Source organism: Shewanella sp. LC6, from assembly GCF_006385735.2.
GTDB classification, from domain to species: Bacteria; Pseudomonadota; Gammaproteobacteria; order Enterobacterales; family Shewanellaceae; genus Shewanella; species Shewanella xiamenensis.
The window spans coordinates 3,525,706-3,550,855 of sequence record NZ_CP043902.1; the positions used below are offsets into that span (position 1 = coordinate 3,525,706).

Consider the following 25,150-nt stretch of genomic DNA (forward strand, 5'->3'; position numbering starts at 1 on the left):
ATCCCCTCATAAATCAGCCATAGCATAGCCATATTTGAGCAACTGATTGGCGAATAATACCCAGGCCGCCAGCAATTCTTTCTCCGTGATTTGATAATCAGGCCGCCTGAGCACCTCCAATCCCAAGCGAATCGTTGAGAGTACCGTTCGATGCCCAATGGTATTGGCCTGAAAATGCTTATCCCAGCCCTGTTGCTGTGCGTGTAAACCAACTAGCCACAACAGGCATTGAACCATCAACGCTATCAGTAGGATGATGTCGAATCGCTCTGGACTGTTGGTACGACTTTGGCGTAAGCCAAAGCCGTATGCCGGGCTTTTGAGGTCACGAAAGGTTTCCTCTATTTGCATACGTTTGGCGTACAGGTTTACCAGCTGCTTTGGGCTCCGAGATTCTGGTGGTAAATTGCTGGCTAACACCCAAGGCTCTTTCGCCGATGTTGAGTACGTTTTTGCCGATGGATGGTGGCAATTAGTCCTCGTTGAACGCTGATTTGTACGCCCCTTAGGTTTGCTACGATAAAGCGTGAGATGGCAATTGATAGGGTTAGTTTTGGTCAAGGTCTTACAACCCAGGCTCTTCGCTTGACCGTTGGCCAAGTCATGTGTACTGCGAACTGCACGCCAATTTTCAGCGCCAATATCTGCAAATTGAACTGTACCGCGAATACGGCTTAGCCAAAACCAACCATGCGCCTCAACCTCTTTGTACCAAGGCACTTTGAACCCCGCGTCAGTCACGATGAGAGGGGTAACATGCAAAGGTAAAATCTTGGCTAAGTCCGCTAAAAAACCGTTGTGGGAGGCCTTAGAGCATTGTTCTGATAGGGGATAGGACTTCTCATACAGGGTAATAGAGCGGCCATTGAAGGCTATTGAGGCGCGCAGAGCCATGATGCGTTTATGCTCTCGGATGTCTGACCAATCGACGAGCACAATCGGCATAGGGTTACCAGAACAGATGAGGCTGGCATGCCATTGGTAGACAGCTAACCGTTCTTGATGCAGATGCGTGTTGCCGAGCAAACGATCAATGCGCTTGATGTTGTGCTTGGTTCGGGCCGTGGTTGGTAAATTTCGACCTAACTCAGTCAAGGTCAGTGTCTTACATTCAATCAGTGCCTTAGAGGCCAGCATCAAGCTGTTTAATCGTTTTAGGTGAAGTTCTGGGCAGTATTGGTGTAAAGAATGTTGTAGGATATTGGCTTCGCGCATCTTGTTGTCCAAGTGTAGTTTTTAGCGAAACCATTTGATCATGCAACAAGATGCGCTTCCACTCTAATTTGATGATTTATTTGTAAATCATCAGGGGATTCTTCAGGGCTGTGCATCGCCAATTTAGAAAGCTCACCAAAACCAAAGGTGCTTTTCCTAATGAAAATAGCTTGTTGAAGCTACTTTACGCAGGCATATTAAACGCCTCAGATAAATGGACCATGCCAATCCACAATTGGAGCCTTTGTTTATCTCAGTTAGCGATTTATTTTGAAGGACGTTTAGATAGCGTGCTGGAAATTTAAAAATTAGCCTGACACAGAATTTTGAACGCCCTCTTGAATAGAGTTTTGAAAGATAAGTTTACTCTGGCTCGATTTTCGCTCTACTCCAAAATACTGCATGACAATATCCCATTGAACTAAACGGTTGTTGGTAAAAATCAAAGTATGTTTATCGACAATCTCCTGATTAAAGCTAAGAACATCAGAATTAAAATAATTAGGATGGCATACTGGGATCATTTCTTCATGAAATAAAAAAACTGAGTAGAGATTATCCCAAGAGTCGTAGCCATAACGTATTGCCAGATCTAAATCACACTTAGAAAATTCAAGGTAATCTAATGTATCAATGAATTCAACACTACGATTAAGCTCTTTTAGCTTGTTATCTACCAACCTTGGTAGAAGCCAATTCTTTAATAATGAAGGAGGTATAGCTATTTTGATTTTTGGCTTACTCCCTTCAATCCCCAGGTCAACCGTAGCTTCTTCCATATTTTGCAAAATCATGGATATTCTAGAATAATACCTTAAACCACAATAGGTTAGAGTAACTTTCCTGCTACCTCTTTCAAATACTTTTTTACCAATAAAATCTTCTAACGTACTTATCTGATGGCTAATTGCACCAGGCGTAACATTCAGTTCCATTGCAGCAAGTTTAAAACTTTGCAGTCTAGCTGCTGCCTCAAAATAAATAATCGATTTTATCGGAGGTATAACTCTCATGCCATCTCCTTGTGTTAAGTGAATTTTTCTATTCTGACAAATTAATTTTTTTGCTTTGTCAACATGCACCCCTGAAGCAATGATGAATGTGAATTAAAACACTAGAGAGGTAAGAGTAATGTTTAACACCAAGTTATTACCGTTAGCTATATCTGCTTTTTTATATCAACATTTAGTTTTGGACAAACGTTATCAGAATTCCATATTGATAATGGCAATAATTGCCAATCATGTCACACAAAGCCTATAAAAGTTGATGATGCAGAAAGTTATGAAAATAAGTCCTGTGAAAGTTGTCATGGTACTATGGATAAATTAGCTACTAAATCAAAAACAAAACTATCCCCACACCATAGCCACCTTATTGATGTGTCATGTACTAGTTGCCACTCGGGCCATAAACAACCGGTATTCGTCTGCCAAACTTGTCACGACTCTTTTAAGAATGAGTTCAAAATCCCCTTTTCTGATGACAAGCCCATTCTTGATAGCTATCAATTCCCTAAAGTTACTCAAGAAATGATTGATACAGCCCTTGCAAAAGCTCCAGTTGAACAACACCAAGTTGTTGTTATTGGAGCAGGTGCAGCAGGACATGCTGCGGCTATTTCAGCGAGGCAACATGGTGTTGCAGATGTCGTTATTCTTGAAAAGCAACCCTATATAGGAGGGAATAGCATGTTAGCCGCAGGCGGAATGTCTGCCGCAGAAACAATCACACAAGCCCTTAAAAACTATCCTGACAGTAAGGCACTGTGGTACGAAGATACAATGAAAGGTGGACATAACATAAACAACCCCAATCTCGTTAAAATCTTGACAGAAAACGGCAGCGCTGGGATTGATTGGCTACAAGCAATGGGAGCAGATTTAACGTCAGCATCAAGTGCTGGGGGGCATAATGCTGAACGTTTACATAGGCCTACAGGTGGGGCGAAATCAGGTCCTGAAATCGTTAACACCCTAAAAGAAACAGCAAAGAAACTCGGGATTGAAACGCGTACAAATAGTAAAGTTATCCAGTTAGTACAAGATAAACAAGGGGTTGTCACTGGCGTCCTTGTTCAAGGAAAACACTCGAAACTACATATACTTGGAGCTAAAGCAGTCATTATTGCTTCAGGTGGTTTTGCTCGAAATAATGAACTAGTGGCAAAATATCGCCCAGATTTGAAAGGAGTCGATGCAACAAACAATCCAGGTAACGTAGGAGATGCGCTAACTTTTGCCCCCAAAGCAGGTGCAGAGGTTGTTGATATAAAAGAAATTCAAGCCTTTCCAACGGCAGCAGCAGGGAAAATGGTTATTTCAGGGACTGCACGAGGTGCCGGAGCAATCATGTTAAATAATGATGGTGACCGGTTCTGTGATGAAATGGGGCCAAGAGATAAGGTGTCTGAATGTATGTAAGCGGTTAATGAACCAGTGAAGCCCTACTCAATTCCACTGAGATCAACATTCCATGGCATCAGATCCGACATATCATCGGCGATTGAACGCTTTGGCAACTCCGTGAACAGGTGCCGGAAGTAATAATAGGGGTTGATGTCATTCGCCCGACACGTCATGACCAAGCTATACAGATTGGCACTGGCTTTCGCACCACCGACTGACGTTGAGAACATCCAGTTTTTTCGCCCCGTCGTGAACGGCCGGATATCCCGCTCTGTCACATTGTTGTCGATGCTGATATGTCCATCTTCCAGGTAGGTCAGCAGCTTAGGCCACTGATTCTTGGTGTAGGTGATGGCCTGGCCTAATGCTCCTTTGGGCAGCACATTCAGGCTATCGAGCCACGCTTTGAAGTCATTCAATATGGGGAGGCTTTCTTGCATCCTCAGCTGTTGGCGGGCTTCGGCCGACAGCGTTTTGGCTCGCTTTTCTATCCCATACAGTTTGGCGATAAAGGCCAGGGCCTTTTCGGGTTTCCCTGCCTTTTTCGAAGGGGATGCCTTTTGAGCATCGGTGAACTTGCGGCGCACATGCGCCATGCACGCGGCTTGAGTGACACCGTCTACCGTGTCATACGCACTGTAACCATCTGACAACAGATAACCATGGTAATCACCAAGGAATTCGCGCACACAAGCGCCTGCTCGGCTGGGGTGATAGTCGTAGATGACGACGGGATTGGGGGTGAACTCGCCGCTGCGATAAACCCACATATAGGATTTGGACTGGGCCTGTCTGTCTTCTTCTCTGAGCACTTGCACCGTGGTTTCATCGGCGCAGATGAGGGATTCTTTTAGGAGCTGCGCTTTCATTGCATCGATAATGACCTGCACTTTACTGCCAAGCTGCACACACCAGTTGGCCAAGGTGGCGCGACTAATATCTATACCCGAGCGGTTCAGGATATCTACCTGACGGTAGAGCGGCAGTGCATCGACGTATTTGGCGGTGACCACGGCGGCGAAGGCCTCGGCACTGCCAAGGCTTTTAGGGAGCATACTCGCCGGTTTTGGAGCTGTGACCACTTTGCTGGTTTCGGCTGTTTGCTCGCAGTGGCGACAAGCATATTTGGTGCGCTCATGGCGAATGACACTCACTCGCTGAGGTAGGATTTTCAGGGTTTCGCTGATTTCCTTACCGCATTCATGTAAAGGCGCATCACAGCAGTCGCAATACGGCGCATTTAAGGTATGGGTTTGCACCTCGCGTTCAAGGTCAGCAGGCAGCGGTTTACGACCCGTTTTTCTGCGCTCTTTAGGTGAGGAAGGCAACGCGTTTTGCTGTTCAGCTTCGTTGAACGTTCCTTTGGCGACTTTTTCGCTTTGGGCAGCGAAGCGTTTGGATTTGCTGAGGTTGAGCTGCTCAACGAGCAATTGCACCTGCGTTTTGAGGGCGGCGACTTCCTCCTCTTTGGCCTGCAACAATGCATCCTTGGCAAGAAGCATGGCCTTGAGTTGTTCTATATCATCGGGGTAGTCGGTCACTGGGCATCATCTACAGCATTGTATGGTGCCCAGTGTGACGGTTAAAAAGGATCGTTCAAGTGCAAAATTACGATCAGTGTCTAGCATCACACTTCTAGCCCATTTAAAGGCCGATGGGCTTTGTTGTTCTCGAGTGACAGCCCAGAGAGCAACCAGTGAAGTTGCGGTTTGCTGATGACAATCACGCCCTGGGAATTCGGGCGAGGCCATTTGAAGGTACCGTTCTCCAAACGGCGATAGTAAAGCCAAAACCCGTTGGTATCCCAAAACAAGATTTTGAGTTTATCGCGTCCGCGATTACAGAATATAAACCAGGCCTCGCTGAACGGGTCCATGTCGAGTTGTTCGGCGACAATGAGCGACAGACCATCGATAGACTTTCGCATGTCGGTGACACCGGAGACCAGAAAGACCTTGCCGGAGGGAGTCATTGCAAGGCATCCACCCAGTGTTTGATCTGAGCGGTACTCAGTGTTGTTGGTAATTCAGCGCGAATACCATTGGCAAAAGTAATGATCACCGACTCAGCCTTCGTCTCTTCATATTCATTGAAAATAATAGGCTGAAGTGTTTGCGTTGCGTCAGGAGAACGCAATCGCTTAGACCAATAGTAGAAGGTTTGATAACTGATGCCGCTGTCTGCACAGAATTGCTTGATGGAAAGCGTGCTTTGTTTTTGTTGCTCAACAACTGTTGCCCAATGGGCGCGCTTTTGCTCTTGGTTCACAGTGCCTCCGATGAAAAAGGCACTATGTCAAAGTATTGGTATTATTGGTATGTGGGGTTTATTAACCGCTTACCAATATCAAGCTCAACTCAAAAACGCTGGAACGGATACAGCGTATTGCGCACGAGCATCCTAACCATATCTACCTGTTCCAGTCCTACCGTAATCAACGAGCGAAAAACATCAAACCCGCGCCTTTGTCACGCCGCTATATTTGCCGTGCCCTGGCGATGATTGGTGAAGAGCTCAAAATCGCCTTAGGCACCCACTCGATGCGCAAAACCCGTGGCTATCTGCTGTATCAACAAACCAAAGACATTGGTCGAGTAATGAAGATGCTCAGGCATAGCGCCGAAGAAACCACCTTGCGATATATCGGTATTGAGCAAGACGATATCGATAAGGACTTTGTCGAGCTAGAAATCTAAAAGGTTAAGAGGGTGCCAGTTCACCCTCTACATTTTGGTACTCACAGTAAGCTTCAAGGACTATCATCTATAAACAATTACTTGATTTTATCTCACCGTAAGGCCCACTCCATTACCTGCCACACTGCTTGCAAGCTTTTCAAGCGTCTCATTTTGCAAGTCAAATACATATAAATCGATGCGTTCATGCATAAATGTATCTGACCAAGGAACCAAAGACATACTGAAAGTTCGAAGTGTTATAAATCTGCCATCATCGCTTTTGCTTACAAAATAAAAATTGCCCGAAAAGGATAATTTTTTAGTTTTCAGCACTTGCCCATCGGAAAGCCGCAAACAATAGAGTGTTCTACCGTGAACAGCTAATCCCTTATCTTCATTTAAATAGATCACATCTGCATAACCTTTTAATGAAAACTTACTAAAGGATAAATCGTTCCCATTGACAAGGTATAAGTCACCATTTGAAAAATAAAAGCTTACGTAACCAGAGAGATATTGATAAACATTGGGGGGGCGAAAACTTGCATCGGTTCTTTTTAACGCAGTAATAATTTGGTCATTTTTAACAAAAACAATTTCTCCTGCATTATTTTTTTCTGAAAAATACATATATGAGTCTTCAGTAAAAAAAACGGTGCCTCGGCGCTCAGGGTAATACTCAACAGAAGAGTCCTGAAGATTAAGAATATACTCTCCAGGATTTAAAACCCCATTGGAAATGGATAATTTATCACCATAAACTTGCATAACAGGACCATTACCCGCATTTATATTATATTCTTTTATAGTTGCGAGAGTTTTTATATCAATAATACGAATTCTACCAGTAGCATGGTCTAATGTATTAGAAATAATGACTTGTGTAGGCATTGCTGAAGCCATAAAGCTTACTCCCAATAATAAACATGATAAGAGACTATTTTTTAGGACCATAGGTCACCTCAATCTGTCGCCTTACACTGTAGTGGTCAACTAAATTTGGCCACAGCTTTAGAATCAGCCCAAAATCGTCGCTCTGATTCATTTGGGCTCAATCCTGCATTGTAATGATGTGGCCTGACTTCACAGTAATAACCAATGATGTAATCGGTCACATCTTGTTTAGCTTCGCTAAAACTCTTATAGCCTTGTGTCGGGATCCATTCCGTTTTTAAACTCCTGAAAAATCTCTCCATTGGCGCATTATCCCAGCAGTTACCGCGACGGCTCATGCTCTGGCTGATTTGATATTTCCACAACCGTTGACGGTATTTCAGGCTGGTATAATGGCAGCCTTGGTCTGAGTGGAATATCAGGTTTTTAGGCTTTCCTCTTGATTCAAATGCCATTTCTAACGCTTTCACCGTTAACTCAGTATCCGGTGAAAATGACATCGCCCAACCAATGGCCTTTCTCGAAAATAAATCCAGCACAACCGCTAAATAGCACCAACGATTACCCGCCCAAATATACGTCACATCGCCGCACCAAACGGTGTTCGGTTCGACAACTGCAAATTGCCGTTTGAGTGCATTAGGGATAGTCACATGCTCATTTTCAGCCTTTCTATAACGGTGTTTGGGTTGTTGGCAACTCACTAATCCGAGCTTTTTCATTAACCGCGTTGCCCGATAACGACTTAATGCAAAGCCACGTTCAGAGGCGATTGTGGCGATACTTCTCGCACCCGCAGACTGTTTGCTTTCAGTATGTATCGCTTTGATTTCACATTCTAAAAGCCGCTGCTCTGGTGTTACACAAAGCTCGCGGCTCATCCAATAACGGTAACTGCTCCGGGGCTTTGTTTCCTAAATCAGTTGAACTAAAACCATAGCTGGTGATCTGATCGACATAGCCCATCAACTCGCCCATCAATCGTGTCAAAACCTCAATATAAAACAATCAACTGGAAGCAATACAATCAAGCCCTGATCAATCGTGGCTCACTTACCTTCTGGATTGATGAGGACGCTATCGCCCAGTGGAAAGCTAAGGCCGAGCAACCAAGGAAAGGTCGACCACGCGTATTTAGCGACTTAGCCATTACCACCGCGCTGATGGTTAAACGTGTTTTCTCGATGCCACTACGAGCGTTACAAGGCTTTATCAACTCGGTGTTTAAACTGGCTGATATTCCGCTTTCGTGCCCACATTACACTTGCATCAGCAAACGCGCTAAAACCGTCAAGATTGCTTTTAAAACCAAGACGCGTGGCACCATTGAGCACTTGGCTATCGACTCGACAGGCTTGAAGGTTTATGGCGAAGGTGAGTGGAAAGTGAAGAAACATGGCACAGATGGCAAGCGCCGCGTGTGGCGTAAGCTGCATATCGCTGTCGATACCCATAGCCATGAAATTATTGCAGCGGAACTGAGTTTATCCGGTGTCACTGACGCTGAAGTTATGCCGAATTTGCTCAAGCAAACCCATCGCAAAATCCGCAATATCTCAGGTGATGGTGCTTACGACACAAGAGCCTGTCACGATGCCGTTCGTAGAAAACGGGCTTTAGTACTCATTCCACCGAGGGAAGGTGCCGCGCTCTGGGAACAAGGTCATCCGCGTAACTTAGCGGTCAGTTGGCAACAGCTTCATGGTTCAAATAAACAGTGGAAAAAACGGTATGGTTATCATCGGCGGTCAATCTCAGAAACAGCAATGTACAGAGTGAAGCAACTACTTGGTGGCAGATTGAGCCTGCGAAATTATAACGGTCAGGTAGGAGAAACTTACGCGATGATAAAGGCGTTGAACAAACTCACTGGGCTAGGCATGCCTGAAACTTACCGTGTAGTTTAATATTCAAACGATTATGAGGAGCTTTGCTCGCTGAATCGATTTAGGAAACAAAGCCCTGCTCCGGTTCACGTTGAATACGTGGCATAACACTGAAATAGGGTATTTGTTGCTCTGATTGAGTTTCTCGATTATCGAGAATTGTTCAGCGAGTCCGACATCAATAGAGCTGTAGCCTTTTTTAAAATTTCTTTCTCGAGATTGATGCGCTCAATTTCACGTTTAAGTGCCTTGATTTCAATCTGCTCAGGCGTCATGGGTGAGGCTTTAGGCGCAAGCCCTTGGCGCTCGATTTGAAGCTGTGTTACCCACTTACTGACCGTCGATTTACCCACGTTCATGGCTTTCGCCGCCGCTTCTTGTGTGTAACCTTGATCAACGACTAATTGAGCGGTTTCAAGCTTAATGGCAGCGCTATATCGTGCACGTTTACTTTTATCCGACATTCCGCAGCTAATTTAGGAATAAACTACCTCATAGAATCTACCGAGTAATTTGAGTAGTTGTGTTTGGTGATCTTGAAGTCCAGTGATGAACCTTTGGCCGTTAATCTCTAGCGTATCTATGCCTTCGAATTGCAAGAAGACCCAACGTGCCGTCGGTCTGGAGGTCGTCTTGTTCTTTACCATACTTGGGAAGAACGCTTCGGTTTGTGCGAGTTGTTCTCTGATTTTGTGTTCTAAACTAGCGTAAACAAGCAAGCTCAACGTCATTATCATTAGCAACGCTTCAATGCGCTCAGGCTTTTTCAAGAAGATGGAAGAGGTTAAAAACTCAGGGCTTTTTAGAAAACGGAAGCCGCGCTCGACTTTTTGTTGCGATTTGTAATGTGCTAGAAGAGCCGCCATGGTGAGTGCTTCATTGTCGGTGTCATTCGTCGCGAGGATAAACATGCCTACTTTGAGCTTAGCCAGTTTTACTTTTTCTAGGTCGGTGAAGGGGGCGGCTTCGATAAAGTATTGGTATCCTGTCGGTGCTTCATCTGTCTTTGGGCGGCCCGAATGAGAGTAAGTCGGCTGTTTGATGAGAGTGCCTTGTTCAAACCCAAGTAAGTCACATTGTTTCTTGAAATCGTTAAACGCTAATTCTGCGTCAACTTCACAAGCGAATGGTTTTTTACTTAGCTTTTCCAACGCTTTGATTTCTTTTGCTATGTTTTTCTCTAAGTTCTTGAAGAAAGTGATTTCTTCCCGCTTGGTGGCCTGTTCACTGTGAACGAGCAACCAACGTTGATTGACCTTTCCGTAATCCGAGTCTATCCAACATCCTGAGTAGCCATGACCGATAGTGCTTAATTGCTCTGGCTCTAGCGCAAGTAGTGCTTGTTTTGCGAGCTTGATGGTCATGGGGACACGGGTAATGAATTTTTGATTTTGCTCATCTAGCGAGGAGATGCTTTCTTCGGTGTACAAAGCGGCATCAGCGATAAAGTAACGACTATTTTGCGCGGCTTTTAGGCAATGTATGTGTCTTTTAGTGACTTCAGCGAATGCCTTGGCATCATTGGTGTTACCACTCAGTGCTTGCATGTAAACAGGAATACCTGCTTGGTTTTCACAGATGAGTTCAAGCACGACTTGGTTAAGCTCTGGCCTATGATCCCGACTATAACCTCTTACAAGCTTAATCACGTTGGTGTTTTCATCTTGTGCATACTCACCATCAACGTGGAAGCTAGTGATATCAAGATGAACAGAATCGGTCGTCAAGCCCAGTTTATCAACAACACGCTCAGCAATAACCTGATAGAGCGCTGAGACATCGGCTTCGTATAGAGCATCTAATGTGCGGCCTAGTACATCATCAGTCAGGTGGTGTGCTTCAATGTCTTTGGCGAGTAGCTTAGATACAGGCTTGGTCTTAAAAAAGTCCGAGAACATGTGCAGTGTTCTGCTATGAAAGCCAAGTCCATTTAGGAGCATGGCCAATACCGCGTCACCATGAGAAACATTGTGGTCAGAATATTTTGGGATAACGGCATCTATCATCCGTGGCAGGCCAATTTCGTGACAAAAGGCGGCAATGAGACCAAGGTGATCTAAGCGTTTAATAACAGGATGGGTAGACATATTTTGAGACCGTCAAATAGCAGTAATAGATCAAAACTGTCGATCGCGGTCAAGATGGTGTCGTAGTTTTTATGAAAAGCTGATCGCCAGATCACACTATTTAAATTCTGGAATTAGCTGCGGAATGACGGTTGTAGCATTGTCGCAAACTGCCACTTATCCCACTTATATTGGACAACGCCACGGTAAGCTTCAATATCTTCCACACCATCACTGTAGGCAACTGCAGCGTACACATCGCCCGTTTTAAAGAACTTATCACCATAGGTAACCGCTAACTGGTAATTGCCATTATCACGGCGGTTATCATTATTAGTGTAATGATTGTCCTCCAATAAATAGCTCACACCTAATTGCAACTTATTCCAATGGGCGGATTTGTATTCAAAGGAGTCCCCCCAACGCTTATCACCGGCAAATAAACGGTCATGTTTTAAGGAGTAATTGTCCATTGCATCAGCCGACATTCCGCACCTAATTTAGGAATAAATTTGCCGATAGCGTTCACCCAATACCTCCAAAATGATCTGCTGGTCTCCTGTTAGCTCCGTTACTTGTGGCGGAGCGTCTCCCTGTCGATATTCATGGATGCCACCAAAGCGCAAAAAGATCCAACGGGCCGTCGGCTGCTGGGTCGGTTTCTTTTTCATATCCGCCACGCTGCGGTTTTGCTCCATTAATCCCTGCCGGATACGGTGCTCCAACGCGGCATAAATCATCAGGCTACAGGTCATCACCATCAGCAGCGCTTCAATCCGCTCCGGTTTTTTCAGGTACAGTGAGGAGGTTAAAAACTCCGGGCTCTTGAGAAAACGAAAGCCTCGTTCGACATTCTGCTGCGCTTTATAGGTGGCGAGTAGTTCGGCCATGGTCAGCGTATCGCTGTGGTCATTGGTCGCCAGGATGAACACACCGGTCTGGTTGCGAGCCTCTTCAACGCAAGCCAGGCTAGTTGCCGCCAACCCACGGATTTGAAACTGATGGCCAATTGGCTCTTCGCCACGCTTGGGTCTGCCACGCCCTGCATAAACGGGTTCACTCACCACCTCGGCATCCAGTTGCAGCAGCATCAAGCTGGCGGTAAAACGACTCAACTCAGCTTGGGCATCCGCCTCACAAGCAAAGCGTCGGGCACACAATTTGGCGAAGGCTTTGAGCTCGCGAGTACTGTCTTTGAGCAGGTTTTTGGCCAATGTCTGCTGCTCGCGATGGCTGGCCTGTTCGCTGCGCACCAGCAACCAGCGCTGCGCGACGCCGGCATAATTGGCACCTTGCCAACGGCCATGATAGCCATTGCCCAAGGCAGTCAGAGGTTGCGCGCCGATTGTTGCTACGGCCTGCTTGGCCTCGTTCAACGTGACAGGTACCCGGGTGACAAACAGTTGCTGCTGTTGCGCCAGCAGTTGCAAAGTATCGGCGCAGTACAGTGCGGCATCGCCGACCAGATAACGACTCTCCTGCGCAGCCTTGAGGCTGCTCAAATGGCGACGAACGGTCTGGGCAAAGGCTTTGGTGTCATTACTATTGCCGCTCAGGGCCTGCATATAGACAGGTAGCCCGGCCTGATTTTCACAGATGAGCTCAAGGATCACCTGGTTCAGCTCTGGCCGGTGATCGCGACTATAACCACGCACCAGTTGCAGCTTACCGAGCGGTTCCCCATCGTTGCAGTCATAGGCGCCATCGACGTGGAAGCTGGTGATATCGAGGTGCACTGCGGTGCTTTTGAGCCCCAGCCGCTCGACAACTTGCGCCGCCATCACCTGATACAAGGCGCTGACATCGGCCTCGAAGAGGGCATCGAGACAGCGACCGAGCACATCATCGTTGAGGTCATCAGCACAGATCCCGGGGCCAATCAGGCGCTCCACCGGCTTGTTAGCGAAGAATTGCGGGAACATGTGCAGGGTGCAGCTGTTAAAGCCGAGACCGTTCACTATCATGGCGACCAAGGCTTCACCATGCGAGACCTTAAAAGGCGGCGTTTTGGGGAGTACGGCATCGATCATGCGGGCAATCCCCAGTTCTTGGCAGAGTGCGGCGACCAAGCCAAGGTGATCGAGGTTACGGATAGAGATAGCGGGAGCGGCCATGATGAATTACCTGCAAAAGAGAGTAATAGATCAGAATGACCGATCGCTGTCAAGCACTGAAAATTGCAAAATTTAGGTGCGGAATGACGGCATCAGACATCCCCTTAGCCATTTTAAATACCGGATCAATCCGTCCAACCGCTAAGGCACCATAAGAGCTGTGCTTCACACCAATAAATGTTGGGCGTGCTGAGAATGGTTTATCGCCACTATCTTGGCTCTCACCATTTACGCCAACCTCAATTTGGTAAAACAGTGAGGTGCTGTCGGTTAATTGGCTAGCGCCTTTAATACCGATGCGCGTAAAGTTATTTTCTAATACGGTGCCGCTTTTATTTTTATGCGTCGCACTGCCGCTATCGGAATTGGTTACCGAATAATCGATACGACCATAAAACTTATGTTCATCGGCCACGGCCTGTGTAGCACATAGAGCCAAGGTAAGCATCGAAATAGCAAATGATTTATTCATCATGTTAAGTATCCAATATTACTGAGCAGGTAAGGCATGTTCATTAATCACGCCATCGGCACGCATTTGCTTGTACAACACATCAGCGAGTCGCAGATAGTTATCCCAGGCATCTGAACGCTTAGTAAAGCCGGTTTGGGCGTAACTACCGGTATCACCTGCTGCTGGTAAATCATTAATATTGAACAGCGAACCACCCTCTTTCAGATGCGAAGATAAGGCATCAATCATCACGTTAAATCCGATACGCGCGGGTTCAACATAATTAATCGAGTCATATTTGGATTGGCGATAAAATGCTTTCAATGAGGCGTCTTGGATATCTTTCTTCTCGTCAGCAAAGATTTCATCGTAATGGGCATGGGTAATTTTGTGGCTATTTTTATCAACCACTAACCGCAACATCGCGGTAACGCCTGTCCAGCGACCTTTTTCATCGAGCAATTTTTCGGCTTGCTGATAAAAAAGCGCATCACTTGCCCCCGCTTGAATGCGATTGTGGATCTTCGCGGTCAAAGGGATCATCGATTGTTGGATACTGTTTGAGGCGCCAGCAACAATATCAATACCTTTATATTTTAATCGGTTAGGCTCGCTGAGCTGGTTGCCTAACTTAGGATCGTAGTGAGGATTTAACTCAAAGGTAAGTTGGTCTTTTTCCATCATTAACTTTTCCATGGTTAATGCGGATTGAACCCATGCAGTGCCTTTCTTTTTGCCCATGGAGAAATTGTATTCAGACATACGCTTAGGCACATTTTGGTAAAGGCGGGTATAGTAATTCGGACGACCACTTTCATTAAACTCGGCCAGGATCACATCCTGAAGGTTATTTGAATCCACTACCACCAACATGCTACCCATATGCCCTTGACGGAAACGGGCTTCTTCAAAGTAGTAATCACCTTTCACTAAGCCTAAACGCGGTTGGATAGACCATTTCAGTTTAAAATCATCATCCCCTGTTTGGCTGCGAGCACCCACGCTTTGATATTCAGGCTTACTGCCATCTACACGAGGTAAATCATTGATTGCTTTTAAAATACCATTAGATGAGTAGGTTGCGCCTGAAATAGCATCAATCCCCTCATGACCATTACGGCTCACAATCTCGGGTAGCAAACGCTCAGAATTAAGGTACAGTGACTCGGTTTCTTTATGTGACAGAGTTTTTACCTGAGTGATATTCCCCTGCTCAACCTTAACTTCAAGGGTGATGTCGCTCTTTTTACCCTTACCACTGACATGATGGACGCCATCAATATATTTCCCCTGCGGTGCGGTATTAGCACAACCTGCTAAGGCAAATGTTGCGAATGCAACCGCACTAACCAGCAAACTTTTTTTAAAATGTAATTCAGTTTTCATCATATAACGCTCTTCAACTAATGAACTTGCCGCCAGCATAGACCTCGGAAAGAATTCGACAATTGCGGATAACCGCAATATGCCAACCTCAATTCAAAATAGTTGAGTTAGCTAACACTTTGCTGATTGATTACTGTCATCAACTGAAATTCATGCTACTAATTTAATCGTCATCAAGATGGGGGATGTATGAAATATTTATTATCTTTTACTGTATTAATTTATCTCTTTTTTACGCCAACAATGGCAAATGCGACTTTTTCACCATTCGACTGCAATACCAATGCAACATTTAATTATGAGCACGGAAAAGGCAGTATGAATACGTTAAAATATTTTGGCACTTCCATTACCATTGATATTTATGAGGCAGACAAAAACAAAGCCTACTCAGCATTATGCCATGCACTTAATGTGGTGCAGGAATATCATTATTTAGCATCAAACTTTAGCACTTACCCTGGCTACACCAATATCCAGACTATCAATAACAATCCTGAAAAATTACACCATATCGATGCAAAACTCACCGAATTATTAGCAACCAGTATTGAATGGCATAGCATTACCCAAGGCCGATTTAACGTTGCTTTAGCCCCCGTGTTAGAAGTTTGGCGAAGCTATCGAAAACGTTGCCAACAGGGCGGCACATGCGAACTACCCAGTGATATCGAGTTAGCCAACGCGGCAAAACACATTGATATAAAACAGATAAAACTCGATGTAAACAATAATACCATTCAAATGAAACCAGGAATGAAACTGGATTTAGGCGGTATAGCCAAAGGTTGGATGGTTGAAAAAGTGTATGACCAATTAAAAGCCGATAATATTACTGCCTTTATGATTAATGCTGGTGGAAATATTCGCCATTTTGGCACCCACCCAGATGGCCGCCAATTTATTACAGCAATCGAAAATCCATTAATCCGCAAATATCAACTAGAACATAAAGATAATATCGAGATTAATAGCGGTGATATTTACCATGAAATCATTCAAGGTGAAGATATAACCATTGTATCGAGTGGGAATTATCTCAATTATTACACTGTGAATGGTCAAGAGTATCATCACATTATTGATCCAACGACACTCTATCCGAAAAATGAAGGTATCTCAGTATCGGTTATTATGAAGAATAAACCCATTCTTGCTGATGTGATTTCAACCAGTTTGTTTTTATTACCGATGCCTGAAGCGCAAGCCTTAATAAGGCGTATTGGCGATATTGAAGCGGTATGGTTTCTGGATGAACAAGGCACTAAAATCGCCACCCCACAATTTGAACAATATCGCGCTAAACTCACCCCTTAGGCTAATGTGTGAAGCGGCTCAATACATCAGCAATCACTAATGGGCATAATATGGCCACTATTTTTGGCCATCAGCTCAGCATCGCGCAGCCTATTTTACAGCGATGCTCTGAAGGATCCCCTCATAAATCAGCCATAGCATAGCCATATTTGAGCAACTGATTGGCGAATAATACCCAGGCCGCCAGCAATTCTTTCTCCGTGATTTGATAATCAGGCCGCCTGAGTACCTCCAATCCCAAGCGAATCGTTGAGAGTACCGTTCGATGCCCAATGGTATTGGCCTGAAAATGCTTATCCCAGCCCTGTTGCTGTGCGTGTAAACCAACTAGCCACAACAGGCATTGAACCATCAACGCTATCAGTAGGATGATGTCGAATCGCTCTGGACTGTTGGTACGACTTTGGCGTAAGCCAAAGCCGTATGCCGGGCTTTTGAGGTCACGAAAGGTTTCCTCTATTTGCATACGTTTGGCGTACAGGTTTACCAGCTGCTTTGGGCTCCGAGATTCTGGTGGTAAATTGCTGGCTAACACCCAAGGCTCTTTCGCCGATGTTGAGTACGTTTTTGCCGATGGATGGTGGCAATTAGTCCTCGTTGAACGCTGATTTGTACGCCCCTTAGGTTTGCTACGATAAAGCGTGAGATGGCAATTGATAGGGTTAGTTTTGGTCAAAGTCTTACAACCCAGGCTCTTCGCTTGACCGTTGGCCAAGTCATGTGTACTGCGAACTGCACGCCAATTTTCAGCGCCAATATCTGCAAATTGAACTGTACCGCGAATACGGCTTAGCCAAAACCAACCATGCGCCTCAACCTCTTTGTACCAAGGCACTTTGAACCCCGCGTCAGTCACGATGAGAGGGGTAACATGCAAAGGTAAAATCTTGGCTAAGTCCGCTAAAAAACCGTTGTGGGAGGCCTTAGAGCATTGTTCTGATAGGGGATAGGACTTCTCATACAGGGTAATAGAGCGGCCATTGAAGGCTATTGAGGCGCGCAGAGCCATGATGCGTTTATGCTCTCGGATGTCTGACCAATCGACGAGCACAATCGGCATAGGGTTACCAGAACAGATGAGGCTGGCATGCCATTGGTAGACAGCTAACCGTTCTTGATGCAGATGCGTGTTGCCGAGCAAACGATCAATGCGCTTGATGTTGTGCTTGGTTCGGGCCGTGGTTGGTAAATTTCGACCTAACTCAGTCAAGGTCAGTGTCTTACATTCAATCAGTGCCTTAGAGGCCAGCATCAAGCTGTTTAATCGTTTTAGGTGAAGTTCTGGGCAGTATTGGTGTAAAGAATGTTGTAGGATATTGGCTTCGCGCATCTTGTTGTCCAAGTGTAGTTTTTGGCGAAACCATTTGATCATGCAACAAGATGCGCTTCCACCCTAATTTGATGATTTATTTGTAAATCATCAGGGGATTCTTCAGAGCGATGCTGTAACGTCTTGTTGTGTTAACCACTAAATGAAATCGCCCAGCCTGGATTAAATCATGTATCAATTCTTCACTCGATTAATGTTTATCCTGGCCCTTTTTATCGGCTTTAAGCTGCCAGCCATTGCCGCCGATAGCCATACAAGTGATCCGGTGCGAATAGGCATAATGGCGTTTAATGAACCCGATGAAGTCATGGCCAATTGGCAACCTACTGCTGATTGGCTGAGCCAGCAGTTGCATCGTCCGGTACAACTCACGCCATTAACGCCAACTCAATTAGATGAAGCACTCGCTAAGCAACGTATCGACTTTTTAATTGGCAATGCCCTCACCACGGTCGCATTTAAAAAAAACTATGGTACCAGTCACTTACTCACCCTAGTCCATAACCGCGTGCATTCACCCGAACAAAGCATCGGCTCTGCCATCGTCACGCGAATTGACAACAACCTGAGCCAATGGGCACAACTTAAAGATGAAAAGTTAGTATCAAGCGACCCACAAGCCTTTGGCGGATTTCAAATTTTTGCAGCGACGATGGCAACCAAAGGCATCAATGCCTACCGCGATATTCCCCAGCTGCGCTTTATTGGTTTTCCACAGCAAAAACTATTGCAAATGCTGTTATCGGGTGAGGCTGATGTTGCGATATTACCTAGCTGCGTATTGGAAAATGCACTAGAGCGAGGACTCATTCCAGCGAATAAATTAAAAGTGGTCCTTAAGCAACCGCATCCTGATTTTGCCTGCGAAGTATCCACCCAGTTGTATCCCGGCTATGCCTTAACCAAATTAGGCCATACAGATCATAAACTTGCTACCCAAGTGGTCACCAGCCTGTTGCAAATACCCCCAGAGAGCCAAGCGGCGGTGCAAGGAAGATATCAATATTGGTCGGCTCCCGTGGACGATAGCCCGGTATTTGAACTGTTAAAACAATTAGAGCAATGGCCATTTGTCACTAACTGGCAGCGATTACTGCACAATGCCTTACCTTGGGGTGCAAGCTTCATTTTTGCCTTGCTACTGGGCTATATTCACCACTTAAGGGTTAAACGTTTAGTGGTCAAACGCACCCAAGCCTTATCTGCCGAAATAGCCCATCATCAGCACACCCAAAAAATCTTACTCGAGCAACAACAACAGTTTTATCGCGCCCAACGGGTACTGCTGACGGGCGAAATGGCTTCAGGCATTGCCCACGAGCTTAAACAACCCTTGGCCGGTATTCGCTATCTCACCCAAGGCTGTTTATATCGGCTAGATAGCACCCAAACCGAACTTGCTACCGCGCTCAATAAGGTCATCAACCAAGTCGATAGAGCCCAAACCACAATCCATCGTCTACGCACATTTTGCCAACAAACCAGTGATTACCAGCCCTGTGATTTACGCGCCGTGATAGAAGAAACCTTGACCTTGATGCAACCTGAATTTCAGCGGCTCAAACTCAGCCCTAAAGTCAACTTACAAACCTTACCCGTATTTGCCGATGCCAGTTTGCTCCAGCAAGTGCTGGTGAATTTATTACGCAATGCCCTAGATGCCATGGAAAACAGCCCCCATAAGTCATTGATTATCGACACAGGTACCACAAGCGAAAGCGTCTATATTCATATCACTGACTCGGGTTGCGGCCTGAGTGATAACGCCCTCGAACGCTTATTCTTTCCCTTTGAAACATCAAAACCCCAAGGGCTTGGCCTAGGCATGGTTATCTGCAAACGCATTATTGAGGAACACAAAGGCAAAATTGAAGCACAGCACGCCGCGCCGGGGTTAACGGTAAAAGTCACCCTGCCACTCAACCAGCCATCAGTTTAAGAGAGCTCAAATGACACCACTTTACCTTGTAGATGATGATCAAGATGTACTGGATTCGTTAAGCTGGATGCTTGAAGGGATGGGGCTTAACTGCAAAGGCTTTAACGCTGCGGATACGTTTTTAAAAAGCGTTGATATCAAGCAACCCGCCGTACTTTTGCTCGACATCAAAATGCCAGGTATGGACGGCGTGGCACTGCTAAGCCATTTAAATCAAGTGCAAAGTGTAATCAGCGTCATCATGCTCACCGGTCACGGCACCATTGCCATGGCCGTAGACTGCATCCAACAGGGCGCACTCAACTTTCTTGAAAAACCGGTTGATGGTGAGAAGCTATTTCAGCTTTTAACCCAAGCCCAACAACATACTGAGCAAAAATGGCATCAACAAAATTTGCAATCAGACATTGCCAATCGACTCGCCACCCTCAGCCAGCGTGAAACGCAGGTGATGGAAGGCATACTGGCAGGGAAAATGAACAAAGTCATTGCAGCGGAGCTAGATATCGCGCAGCGAACCATTGAGTTGCATAGGCAAAAAGTCATGCAAAAAATGCAGGTGAGTAACGCCGCCGAACTTGCTTGGTTGCTAGCCAATCATAAATTTTGAAATTAAGCTTATGATTTAATGAGCCTAATTCTTAGTCGCAGTGAGACAAAGCTCGCTCACTGCGAGTGGAATAAAACCCGAATTGCAGGACGCCCTAACCACACTGACGAGTACAGGGAGATAATGCCTTGGTGTCGGTATTTGATAGCGCGCTACAGGCTGCGCAGGTCATATGGTCACGATAATGTTGGTCAAAAAACTTGATGGTTCTGGCCTCTAACGAATCAAACAGCGCAAAGGTTAAAGGCGTTTTCCAATCGTATCGCGCCATCAGGTTTGCCAAATGTCGATAACAGGTTTCACGGCGATCAGATAAGAACTCAGGCGCAATCAATTGACTTTCAAATTGTGTCAGAGCTCCCGTTAGATAAAAGGTAATTCCTTGAACTAATTCTTTTATTTGTAATGGAGTGGCGACTAATTCACCATTCTCAACCGCTAAATGTAATGAGTCTGTAAACCAACTCCAAAAAGCATTAATACGTTTTTTAAAACGTTCAACTTTTTCATCACTCGCCAATTTCCAAACCATGGTATTTACCCGTCATTCCGCACCTAATTTTCGATTTAAAAAACTTGACGGCGATCGGTCATTCTGATCTATTACTCTCTTTTGCAGGTAATTCATCATGGCCGCTCCCGCTATCTCTATCCGTAACCTCGACCACCTTGGTTTGGTCGCTGCACTTTGCCAAGAACTCGGCATTGCTCGCATGATTGATGCGGTGCTACCCAAAACGCCGCCCTACAAAGTCTCACATGGTGAAGCGTTGGTGGCGATGATACTGAACGGTCTTGGCTTTCATAGTTCGACCTTGCACATGTTCCCGCAATTCTTTGCCAACAAGCCTGTAGAACGCCTGATTGGCCCGGGGATCTGTGCCGATGACCTCAATGATGATGTGCTCGGCCGCTGCCTTGATGCCCTCTTTGAGGCCGATGTCAGCACGCTTTATCAGGTGATGGCGGAGCAGGTCGTTGAACGATTGGGGCTCAAAAGTACTGCAGTACACCTCGATATCACCAGCTTCCACGTCGATGGCGCCTATGACCAAGCCGATGGCGAGCAGCTCGGTAAGTTGCAATTGGTACGGGGCTATAGCCGCGACCATCGGCCAGAGCTAAACCAGGTTATCCTGGAGCTTATCTGTGAAAATCAGGCCGGCCTGCCCATCTACATGCAAGCCTTGAGTGGTAATATTAATGATACCAAGGCCTTTGCCCAGACGGTACGGCGCCACTTGAGCAGTCTCAAGGCCGCGCAGGAGAGTCGTTATCTGGTCGGCGATGCGGCGCTGTATTGCGCCGACACCTTGCAACTACTGGCACAACAGCAACAGTTGTTCGTGACTCGTGTGCCTGTCACCCTCAATGAAGCCAAGCGAGCCGTGGCAACCATTGGCACCCAGTCGCTGGTTGCGCTGGGCAATGGCTATCATGGCTGTTGGCAAAGCGCCAATTATGCCGACGTCGCGCAGCGTTGGTTGCTGGTGCGCAGCGAACAGGCCAGCCACCGTGAGCAGCAAACATTAGCCAAAAACCTACTGAAAGACAGCACGCGTGAACTGAAAGCCTTCAACAAATTATGTGCCCAGCGTTTTGCCTGCGAGACCGATGCGCAGGCTGAATTAGCCCGTTTTGCTGTCAGCTTAAATCTGCTGCAACTAGAAGCAGAAGTCGTGAGTGAACCTATCTATGCAGGGCGCGGAAGGCCCCAAAAGGGTGAAATGCCGGTGAACTACCAATTTCACATCAAGGGGTTAGCCGCAAGTAGCTTGGCGCGGGTGGCTGAGGCGCGCAACCAGACAGGGGTGTTCATCCTCGCGACCAATGATCACAGTGAAACGCTCACCATGGCTGAGCTGTTGGCTACCTATAAAGCCCAGCAGAATGTCGAGCGTGGTTTTAGGTTTCTGAAAAGTCCCGAATTTTTAACCTCCTCGTTATATCTTAAAAAACCGGAACGTATCGAAGCGTTGCTGATGGTGATGACCTGTAGCCTGATGATTTATGCGGCGCTGGAGCACCGGATCCGGCAGGGCTTAGTAGAGCAGAACCGGAGTGTGGCGGACATGAAAAAGAAACCCACGCAAAAACCGACTGCGCGGTGGATTTTTTTACGCTTTGGCGGGGTGCACGAGTACCAGTTGGGAGAGGCGCCACCTCAAGTCACAGGACTCACAGTGGACCAGCAGATCATTCTCGACGTGTTAGGCGAACGGTATCGGCAAATTTATTCCTAAATCAGGTGCGGAAAGTCGGATTTACCGACACCGAACGCAGCGTAAAAAAGCTACTACTGCGCTTAATGGTTTCAAAGGTAAATAATATCGGTAAAAGCACTTTCTCTTGTGCAGTTAACTCTGGATTCTTATGGATAAATATCGGTAAGTGATTTGATGTTGCACTTCTTAAAAATAAACAAACCAACACATCTTCTTTACGTTCAAAAAACTTATATAAAGTACCTGTAGAACATCCAACCTCATGTGCCAGCTGGGAAAACTTAAATGATACAATACCTTGTGATTCAATCAGCCTTTCAGCCGCATCCAATATTTGATTACAACGTAAAATAGAGAGTGAATCAGATGGACATTTCATTCATTTATTCCAACATACGTAAAAAGTACATTATGTGTTGCTAACAAATAATATTTATAGACAGTAAATAGTTAATCGGGATAAAGGTCACATCCAAACCTCTTAAATACCAACCTTTGTGAGTTACCTCAAACTTACATTTTATCAACAGCATACTTTCATAGATTAAATTATCTTCATCTCGTTCGTTATTAAAGCAATCTACTTCAAAGAAAAGATATTCACGAGATAACTCACGAATAAAATTGTCACTGAAAAAAAGTCGTGACTCACTTCTCCTTAGGCGCGGTTCATAACCTCTATCTTGCTGATAACTGACATAGAGGGTTAACAAAAAATGCATGATAGAAGAAGTTTTTTAAAGCTAGGTGCAGGCGCAGCGGTCGGTGGTATCGCAGCGGCACTACCAAGTGCAGCATCAGCCACTGAATGCGCCTCAAACATTAAATGGGATGAAACTCGCGATGTGATTGTCGTGGGTTCGGGTTTTGCGGGTCTGTCATCCGCACTAAATGCTAAGCGTCAAGGTCTAGGCTCGATACTGGTATTAGAAAAAATGCAGGTGATCGGGGGCAACTCTGCGATCAACGGTGGCTGGTTAGCTATCCCTAAAAACCCAATTCAATTAGCTCAAGGGATCAACGATGACTCGCCCGAAGAGCTGGTGAAGGATCAAATCATTTCTGGCCGCGGTATGCAAAATACCGACATGCTGCGACAAATTGCCAATCGCGCCCTCGATGCCTACCAATTGTGTATCGACACTGGCGTCAAATTCCGCGAAGGCTTTAACCAACAAGTGGGTGGCCACAATAAAGCACGTGCTATCCGCACTCAGCACGGTGTCGGTGGCGATATCACCACTAAACTGTACGAAGCAGGTAAAAAAGAAGGCGTTGAATACCGTTTACAACACTATGTTGAAGACTTCATCATGGATGGCCAAGAGATTGTTGGCTTGAAAGTGCGTCAAAATTATCGCTTTCCGGATCTCAAAACCGGTAAAACGATCTACATCAAAGCCAATAAGGCCGTTATCCTTGCCCACGGTGGTTTCTCACGTAACTTAGTACTACGTGAACTGGTCGACCCTGCATTAGATAAAACCTTAGATTGTACCAATGCACTCGGCGCAACTGGCGAAGTCACGCTAACGGCTATGGCCCACGGTGCTTTTCCGGTTCATATGAGCTTTATTCAAACAGGTCACTGGGGCTCGCCCGATGAAGGCGGCTTTGGCTGGTCAAATGCTCTGCTCTCGATTGGTTTCCATAAAGGAATTTCAGTCAATGTGTTAGACGGTAAGCGTTTTATGAATGAACGCGCCGATAGAAAAACCTGCTCCGATGCCATTATGAAAAACCGTCATCCAGATGGCTCACCCGCCTATCCCGTGGTGTTTTTTAACCATGACGATCATGTTGGTGCAGAAGAAGTGACCCGCGCAGTGCGTGACCAAATCGCTTGGAAAGTAGATAGCCTTGAGCAATTAGCTAAGCAATTCAATATTCCAGTTGCACAGCTCAAACAAACCGTTGCCGAGTACAACAAGCAAGTGCCCCAGCGCATCGACCCTTTATTTGGCCGCATGATGGATACGGCAGTTGAGCTTAAACCGCCGTTTATTGTGTCGCGTATTTGGCCAAAAGTGCACTACTGCATGGGCGGCTTAAAAACCGATTTAGGTGCGCGAGTCATACACAGCCAGTCACTGACCTCCATCAAAAAGCTCTATGCCGTCGGCGAAGCGACAGGCGGAACTCACGGTGGAACCCGTTTAAGTTCAACAGCTTGTCTAGAGTGCTTAACGATGGGAATTATCGTTGCTGAAACCATCAAATCTGACATGCAGGCCTAAATCATGATGAAAACATTACTACTCACACTCGTTGTTGCAACTCTGTTCACTGGCGCAGCCAATGCCGGAGACCTCGTCAAGATGAAAGGCAGCACCCAAGGCAGAACCAACCACGAATTTATCTACCAAGATGGTTGTAAAGGGTGTCACCAAGGTTCGGGTAAACAAAATGCCACCGATGCGGCCTGCGTTGAATGTCATGGCGAAATTACCAGTATTGCGGTGGATGAGTCCAAGCTTGCCATCCCTGAAGCCCATCCACACAAATCACTGCACTACAACGAAGGCGCCAGCTGCTTAGCCTGTCACAGCGAGCATGAGAAAAAGGCTCCAGTGTGCGCTGAGTGTCACCGCACTTGGTTCAAAGAAATGTAATTTAATTTTTATAATA

20 protein-coding genes and 6 pseudogenes are annotated in these 25,150 nt (G+C 45.9%); 10 read left to right on the top strand and 16 right to left on the bottom strand.

From position 1 onward, the window contains the following. Positions 1 to 6: 6 nt before the first annotated feature. Positions 7 to 1,215, bottom strand: coding sequence for an IS4-like element IS10A family transposase (locus FJD32_RS15800; RefSeq protein WP_001206290.1), 1,209 nt, complete (start codon positions 1,213 to 1,215; stop codon positions 7 to 9). A gap of 107 nt (positions 1,216 to 1,322) precedes the next feature. Here FJD32_RS15800 and FJD32_RS15805 point away from each other — a divergent pair. Further along, positions 1,323 to 1,520 (top strand): annotated as a pseudogene (locus tag FJD32_RS15805) (hypothetical protein); the annotation flags it as partial. Between the two features lie 3 nt (positions 1,521 to 1,523). Here the strand turns inward: FJD32_RS15805 and FJD32_RS15810 are convergent. Next, positions 1,524 to 2,228, bottom strand: a complete 705-nt coding sequence (locus tag FJD32_RS15810) for a LysR family transcriptional regulator (RefSeq protein WP_226871895.1) — start codon at positions 2,226 to 2,228, stop codon at positions 1,524 to 1,526. 204 nt (positions 2,229 to 2,432) lie between these two features. Between FJD32_RS15810 and FJD32_RS15815 the strand changes: the two genes are divergently transcribed. After that, positions 2,433 to 3,638, top strand: a complete 1,206-nt coding sequence (locus tag FJD32_RS15815) for a flavocytochrome c (protein WP_226871913.1) — start codon at positions 2,433 to 2,435, stop codon at positions 3,636 to 3,638. Between the two features lie 23 nt (positions 3,639 to 3,661). Here FJD32_RS15815 and FJD32_RS15820 read toward each other — a convergent pair whose 3' ends face one another. The 3 genes from FJD32_RS15820 to FJD32_RS15830 all read right to left on the bottom strand — a co-directional run bounded on the left by FJD32_RS15820 (position 3,662) and on the right by FJD32_RS15830 (position 5,891). Beyond that, positions 3,662 to 5,164, bottom strand: a complete 1,503-nt coding sequence (locus FJD32_RS15820; RefSeq protein WP_088585867.1) for an IS66 family transposase — start codon at positions 5,162 to 5,164, stop codon at positions 3,662 to 3,664. Positions 5,165 to 5,250: 86 nt separating this feature from the next. Next, positions 5,251 to 5,595 carry an IS66 family insertion sequence element accessory protein TnpB gene (gene tnpB, locus FJD32_RS15825; RefSeq protein ID WP_088585868.1) on the bottom strand — a complete coding sequence of 115 codons (345 nt, stop codon included), beginning with the start codon at positions 5,593 to 5,595 and terminating at the stop codon, positions 5,251 to 5,253. Next, the gene (locus tag FJD32_RS15830) at positions 5,592 to 5,891 is read right to left on the bottom strand and encodes a hypothetical protein (protein ID WP_088585869.1); all 300 of its coding nucleotides are present in this window, start codon (positions 5,889 to 5,891) and stop codon (positions 5,592 to 5,594) included. The genes tnpB and FJD32_RS15830 overlap by 4 nt, the downstream gene beginning before the upstream one ends. Positions 5,892 to 5,965: 74 nt before the next feature. Between FJD32_RS15830 and FJD32_RS15835 the strand changes: the two are divergent. Then, positions 5,966 to 6,319 (top strand): annotated as a pseudogene (locus FJD32_RS15835) (tyrosine-type recombinase/integrase); the annotation flags it as partial. A gap of 87 nt (positions 6,320 to 6,406) precedes the next feature. Here the strand turns inward: FJD32_RS15835 and FJD32_RS15840 are convergent. Beyond that, positions 6,407 to 7,204 carry a hypothetical protein gene (locus FJD32_RS15840; RefSeq protein ID WP_122040754.1) on the bottom strand — a complete coding sequence of 266 codons (798 nt, stop codon included), beginning with the start codon at positions 7,202 to 7,204 and terminating at the stop codon, positions 6,407 to 6,409. An 86-nt stretch (positions 7,205 to 7,290) separates the two neighbouring features. Beyond that, positions 7,291 to 8,097, bottom strand: a pseudogene (locus FJD32_RS15845) (IS3 family transposase); the annotation flags it as partial. A gap of 81 nt (positions 8,098 to 8,178) precedes the next feature. On the opposite strand from FJD32_RS15845, the gene FJD32_RS15850 reads away from it, so the two are divergent. Continuing rightward, positions 8,179 to 9,102, top strand: coding sequence for an IS5-like element ISSpu11 family transposase (locus tag FJD32_RS15850; RefSeq protein WP_069455281.1), 924 nt, complete (start codon positions 8,179 to 8,181; stop codon positions 9,100 to 9,102). 57 nt (positions 9,103 to 9,159) lie between these two features. Here the strand turns inward: FJD32_RS15850 and FJD32_RS15855 are convergent. The 6 genes and pseudogenes from FJD32_RS15855 to FJD32_RS15880 all read right to left on the bottom strand — a co-directional run. After that, positions 9,160 to 9,545: pseudogene (locus FJD32_RS15855) on the bottom strand (transposase); the annotation flags it as partial. Positions 9,546 to 9,557: 12 nt separating this feature from the next. Beyond that, on the bottom strand, positions 9,558 to 11,168 hold the full coding sequence (locus FJD32_RS15860; protein ID WP_011787758.1) for an IS1634-like element ISSpu7 family transposase: 1,611 nt from the start codon (positions 11,166 to 11,168) through the stop codon (positions 9,558 to 9,560). 113 nt (positions 11,169 to 11,281) lie between these two features. Further along, positions 11,282 to 11,635 (bottom strand): porin, encoded by a 354-nt coding sequence (locus tag FJD32_RS15865; RefSeq protein ID WP_226871896.1) that lies wholly within the window; start codon positions 11,633 to 11,635, stop codon positions 11,282 to 11,284. 12 nt (positions 11,636 to 11,647) lie between these two features. Beyond that, positions 11,648 to 13,261, bottom strand: a complete 1,614-nt coding sequence (locus tag FJD32_RS15870; RefSeq protein ID WP_037431746.1) for an IS1634 family transposase — start codon at positions 13,259 to 13,261, stop codon at positions 11,648 to 11,650. Between the two features lie 49 nt (positions 13,262 to 13,310). Beyond that, positions 13,311 to 13,736: a porin gene (locus FJD32_RS15875; RefSeq protein WP_226871897.1), complete on the bottom strand. Its 426-nt coding sequence runs from the start codon at positions 13,734 to 13,736 to the stop codon at positions 13,311 to 13,313. Positions 13,737 to 13,751: 15 nt separating this feature from the next. Beyond that, a complete protein-coding gene (locus FJD32_RS15880) occupies positions 13,752 to 15,104 on the bottom strand; it encodes an FMN-binding protein (RefSeq protein ID WP_088586968.1) in 1,353 nt (450 codons plus the stop codon). Positions 15,105 to 15,419: 315 nt separating this feature from the next. Between FJD32_RS15880 and FJD32_RS15885 the strand changes: the two genes are divergently transcribed. Then, complete coding sequence (locus FJD32_RS15885) at positions 15,420 to 16,418, top strand: FAD:protein FMN transferase (protein ID WP_224020850.1); 999 nt, start codon at positions 15,420 to 15,422, stop codon at positions 16,416 to 16,418. A gap of 121 nt (positions 16,419 to 16,539) precedes the next feature. Here FJD32_RS15885 and FJD32_RS15890 read toward each other — a convergent pair whose 3' ends face one another. After that, a complete protein-coding gene (locus tag FJD32_RS15890) occupies positions 16,540 to 17,748 on the bottom strand; it encodes an IS4-like element IS10A family transposase (protein WP_001206290.1) in 1,209 nt (402 codons plus the stop codon). A gap of 169 nt (positions 17,749 to 17,917) precedes the next feature. Here FJD32_RS15890 and FJD32_RS15895 point away from each other — a divergent pair, with 169 nt between their 5' ends. Both FJD32_RS15895 and FJD32_RS15900 read left to right on the top strand, forming a co-directional pair. Continuing rightward, on the top strand, positions 17,918 to 19,687 hold the full coding sequence (locus FJD32_RS15895) for a PhnD/SsuA/transferrin family substrate-binding protein (protein ID WP_088585874.1): 1,770 nt from the start codon (positions 17,918 to 17,920) through the stop codon (positions 19,685 to 19,687). 10 nt (positions 19,688 to 19,697) lie between these two features. After that, entirely contained in the window at positions 19,698 to 20,297 is a 600-nt protein-coding gene (locus FJD32_RS15900) for a response regulator (RefSeq protein WP_037425499.1), read from the top strand. Between the two features lie 94 nt (positions 20,298 to 20,391). Here the strand turns inward: FJD32_RS15900 and FJD32_RS15905 are convergent. After that, positions 20,392 to 20,838 (bottom strand): annotated as a pseudogene (locus FJD32_RS15905) (TetR/AcrR family transcriptional regulator); the annotation flags it as partial. An 88-nt stretch (positions 20,839 to 20,926) separates the two neighbouring features. Between FJD32_RS15905 and FJD32_RS15910 the strand changes: the two are divergent. Continuing rightward, complete coding sequence (locus FJD32_RS15910; RefSeq protein ID WP_011715680.1) at positions 20,927 to 22,540, top strand: IS1634-like element ISShes12 family transposase; 1,614 nt, start codon at positions 20,927 to 20,929, stop codon at positions 22,538 to 22,540. Positions 22,541 to 22,559: 19 nt separating this feature from the next. Here FJD32_RS15910 and FJD32_RS15915 read toward each other — a convergent pair. Further along, positions 22,560 to 22,901: pseudogene (locus FJD32_RS15915) on the bottom strand (TetR/AcrR family transcriptional regulator); the annotation flags it as partial. Positions 22,902 to 23,238: 337 nt separating this feature from the next. On the opposite strand from FJD32_RS15915, the gene FJD32_RS15920 reads away from it, so the two are divergent. After that, positions 23,239 to 24,759, top strand: a complete 1,521-nt coding sequence (locus FJD32_RS15920) for a flavocytochrome c (RefSeq protein WP_088585876.1) — start codon at positions 23,239 to 23,241, stop codon at positions 24,757 to 24,759. 3 nt (positions 24,760 to 24,762) lie between these two features. After that, entirely contained in the window at positions 24,763 to 25,134 is a 372-nt protein-coding gene (locus FJD32_RS15925) for a cytochrome c3 family protein (protein ID WP_088585877.1), read from the top strand. Positions 25,135 to 25,150 lie beyond the last annotated feature (16 nt).

Coding starts and splice junctions, on each gene's coding strand:
- FJD32_RS15910 (WP_011715680.1), top strand. CDS start 20,927: ATGGCCGCTCCCGCTATCTCTATCCGTAACCTCGACCACCTTGGTTTG.
- FJD32_RS15880 (WP_088586968.1), bottom strand. CDS start 15,104: ATGATGAAAACTGAATTACATTTTAAAAAAAGTTTGCTGGTTAGTGCG.
- FJD32_RS15800 (WP_001206290.1), bottom strand. CDS start 1,215: ATGCGCGAAGCCAATATCCTACAACATTCTTTACACCAATACTGCCCA.
- FJD32_RS15860 (WP_011787758.1), bottom strand. CDS start 11,168: ATGTCTACCCATCCTGTTATTAAACGCTTAGATCACCTTGGTCTCATT.
- FJD32_RS15895 (WP_088585874.1), top strand. CDS start 17,918: ATGTATCAATTCTTCACTCGATTAATGTTTATCCTGGCCCTTTTTATC.
- FJD32_RS15920 (WP_088585876.1), top strand. CDS start 23,239: ATGCATGATAGAAGAAGTTTTTTAAAGCTAGGTGCAGGCGCAGCGGTC.
- FJD32_RS15885 (WP_224020850.1), top strand. CDS start 15,420: ATGAATACGTTAAAATATTTTGGCACTTCCATTACCATTGATATTTAT.
- tnpB (WP_088585868.1), bottom strand. CDS start 5,595: ATGACTCCCTCCGGCAAGGTCTTTCTGGTCTCCGGTGTCACCGACATG.
- FJD32_RS15890 (WP_001206290.1), bottom strand. CDS start 17,748: ATGCGCGAAGCCAATATCCTACAACATTCTTTACACCAATACTGCCCA.
- FJD32_RS15810 (WP_226871895.1), bottom strand. CDS start 2,228: ATGAGAGTTATACCTCCGATAAAATCGATTATTTATTTTGAGGCAGCA.
- FJD32_RS15840 (WP_122040754.1), bottom strand. CDS start 7,204: ATGGCTTCAGCAATGCCTACACAAGTCATTATTTCTAATACATTAGAC.
- FJD32_RS15870 (WP_037431746.1), bottom strand. CDS start 13,261: ATGGCCGCTCCCGCTATCTCTATCCGTAACCTCGATCACCTTGGCTTG.
- FJD32_RS15900 (WP_037425499.1), top strand. CDS start 19,698: ATGACACCACTTTACCTTGTAGATGATGATCAAGATGTACTGGATTCG.
- FJD32_RS15865 (WP_226871896.1), bottom strand. CDS start 11,635: ATGTCGGCTGATGCAATGGACAATTACTCCTTAAAACATGACCGTTTA.
- FJD32_RS15875 (WP_226871897.1), bottom strand. CDS start 13,736: ATGATGAATAAATCATTTGCTATTTCGATGCTTACCTTGGCTCTATGT.
- FJD32_RS15925 (WP_088585877.1), top strand. CDS start 24,763: ATGATGAAAACATTACTACTCACACTCGTTGTTGCAACTCTGTTCACT.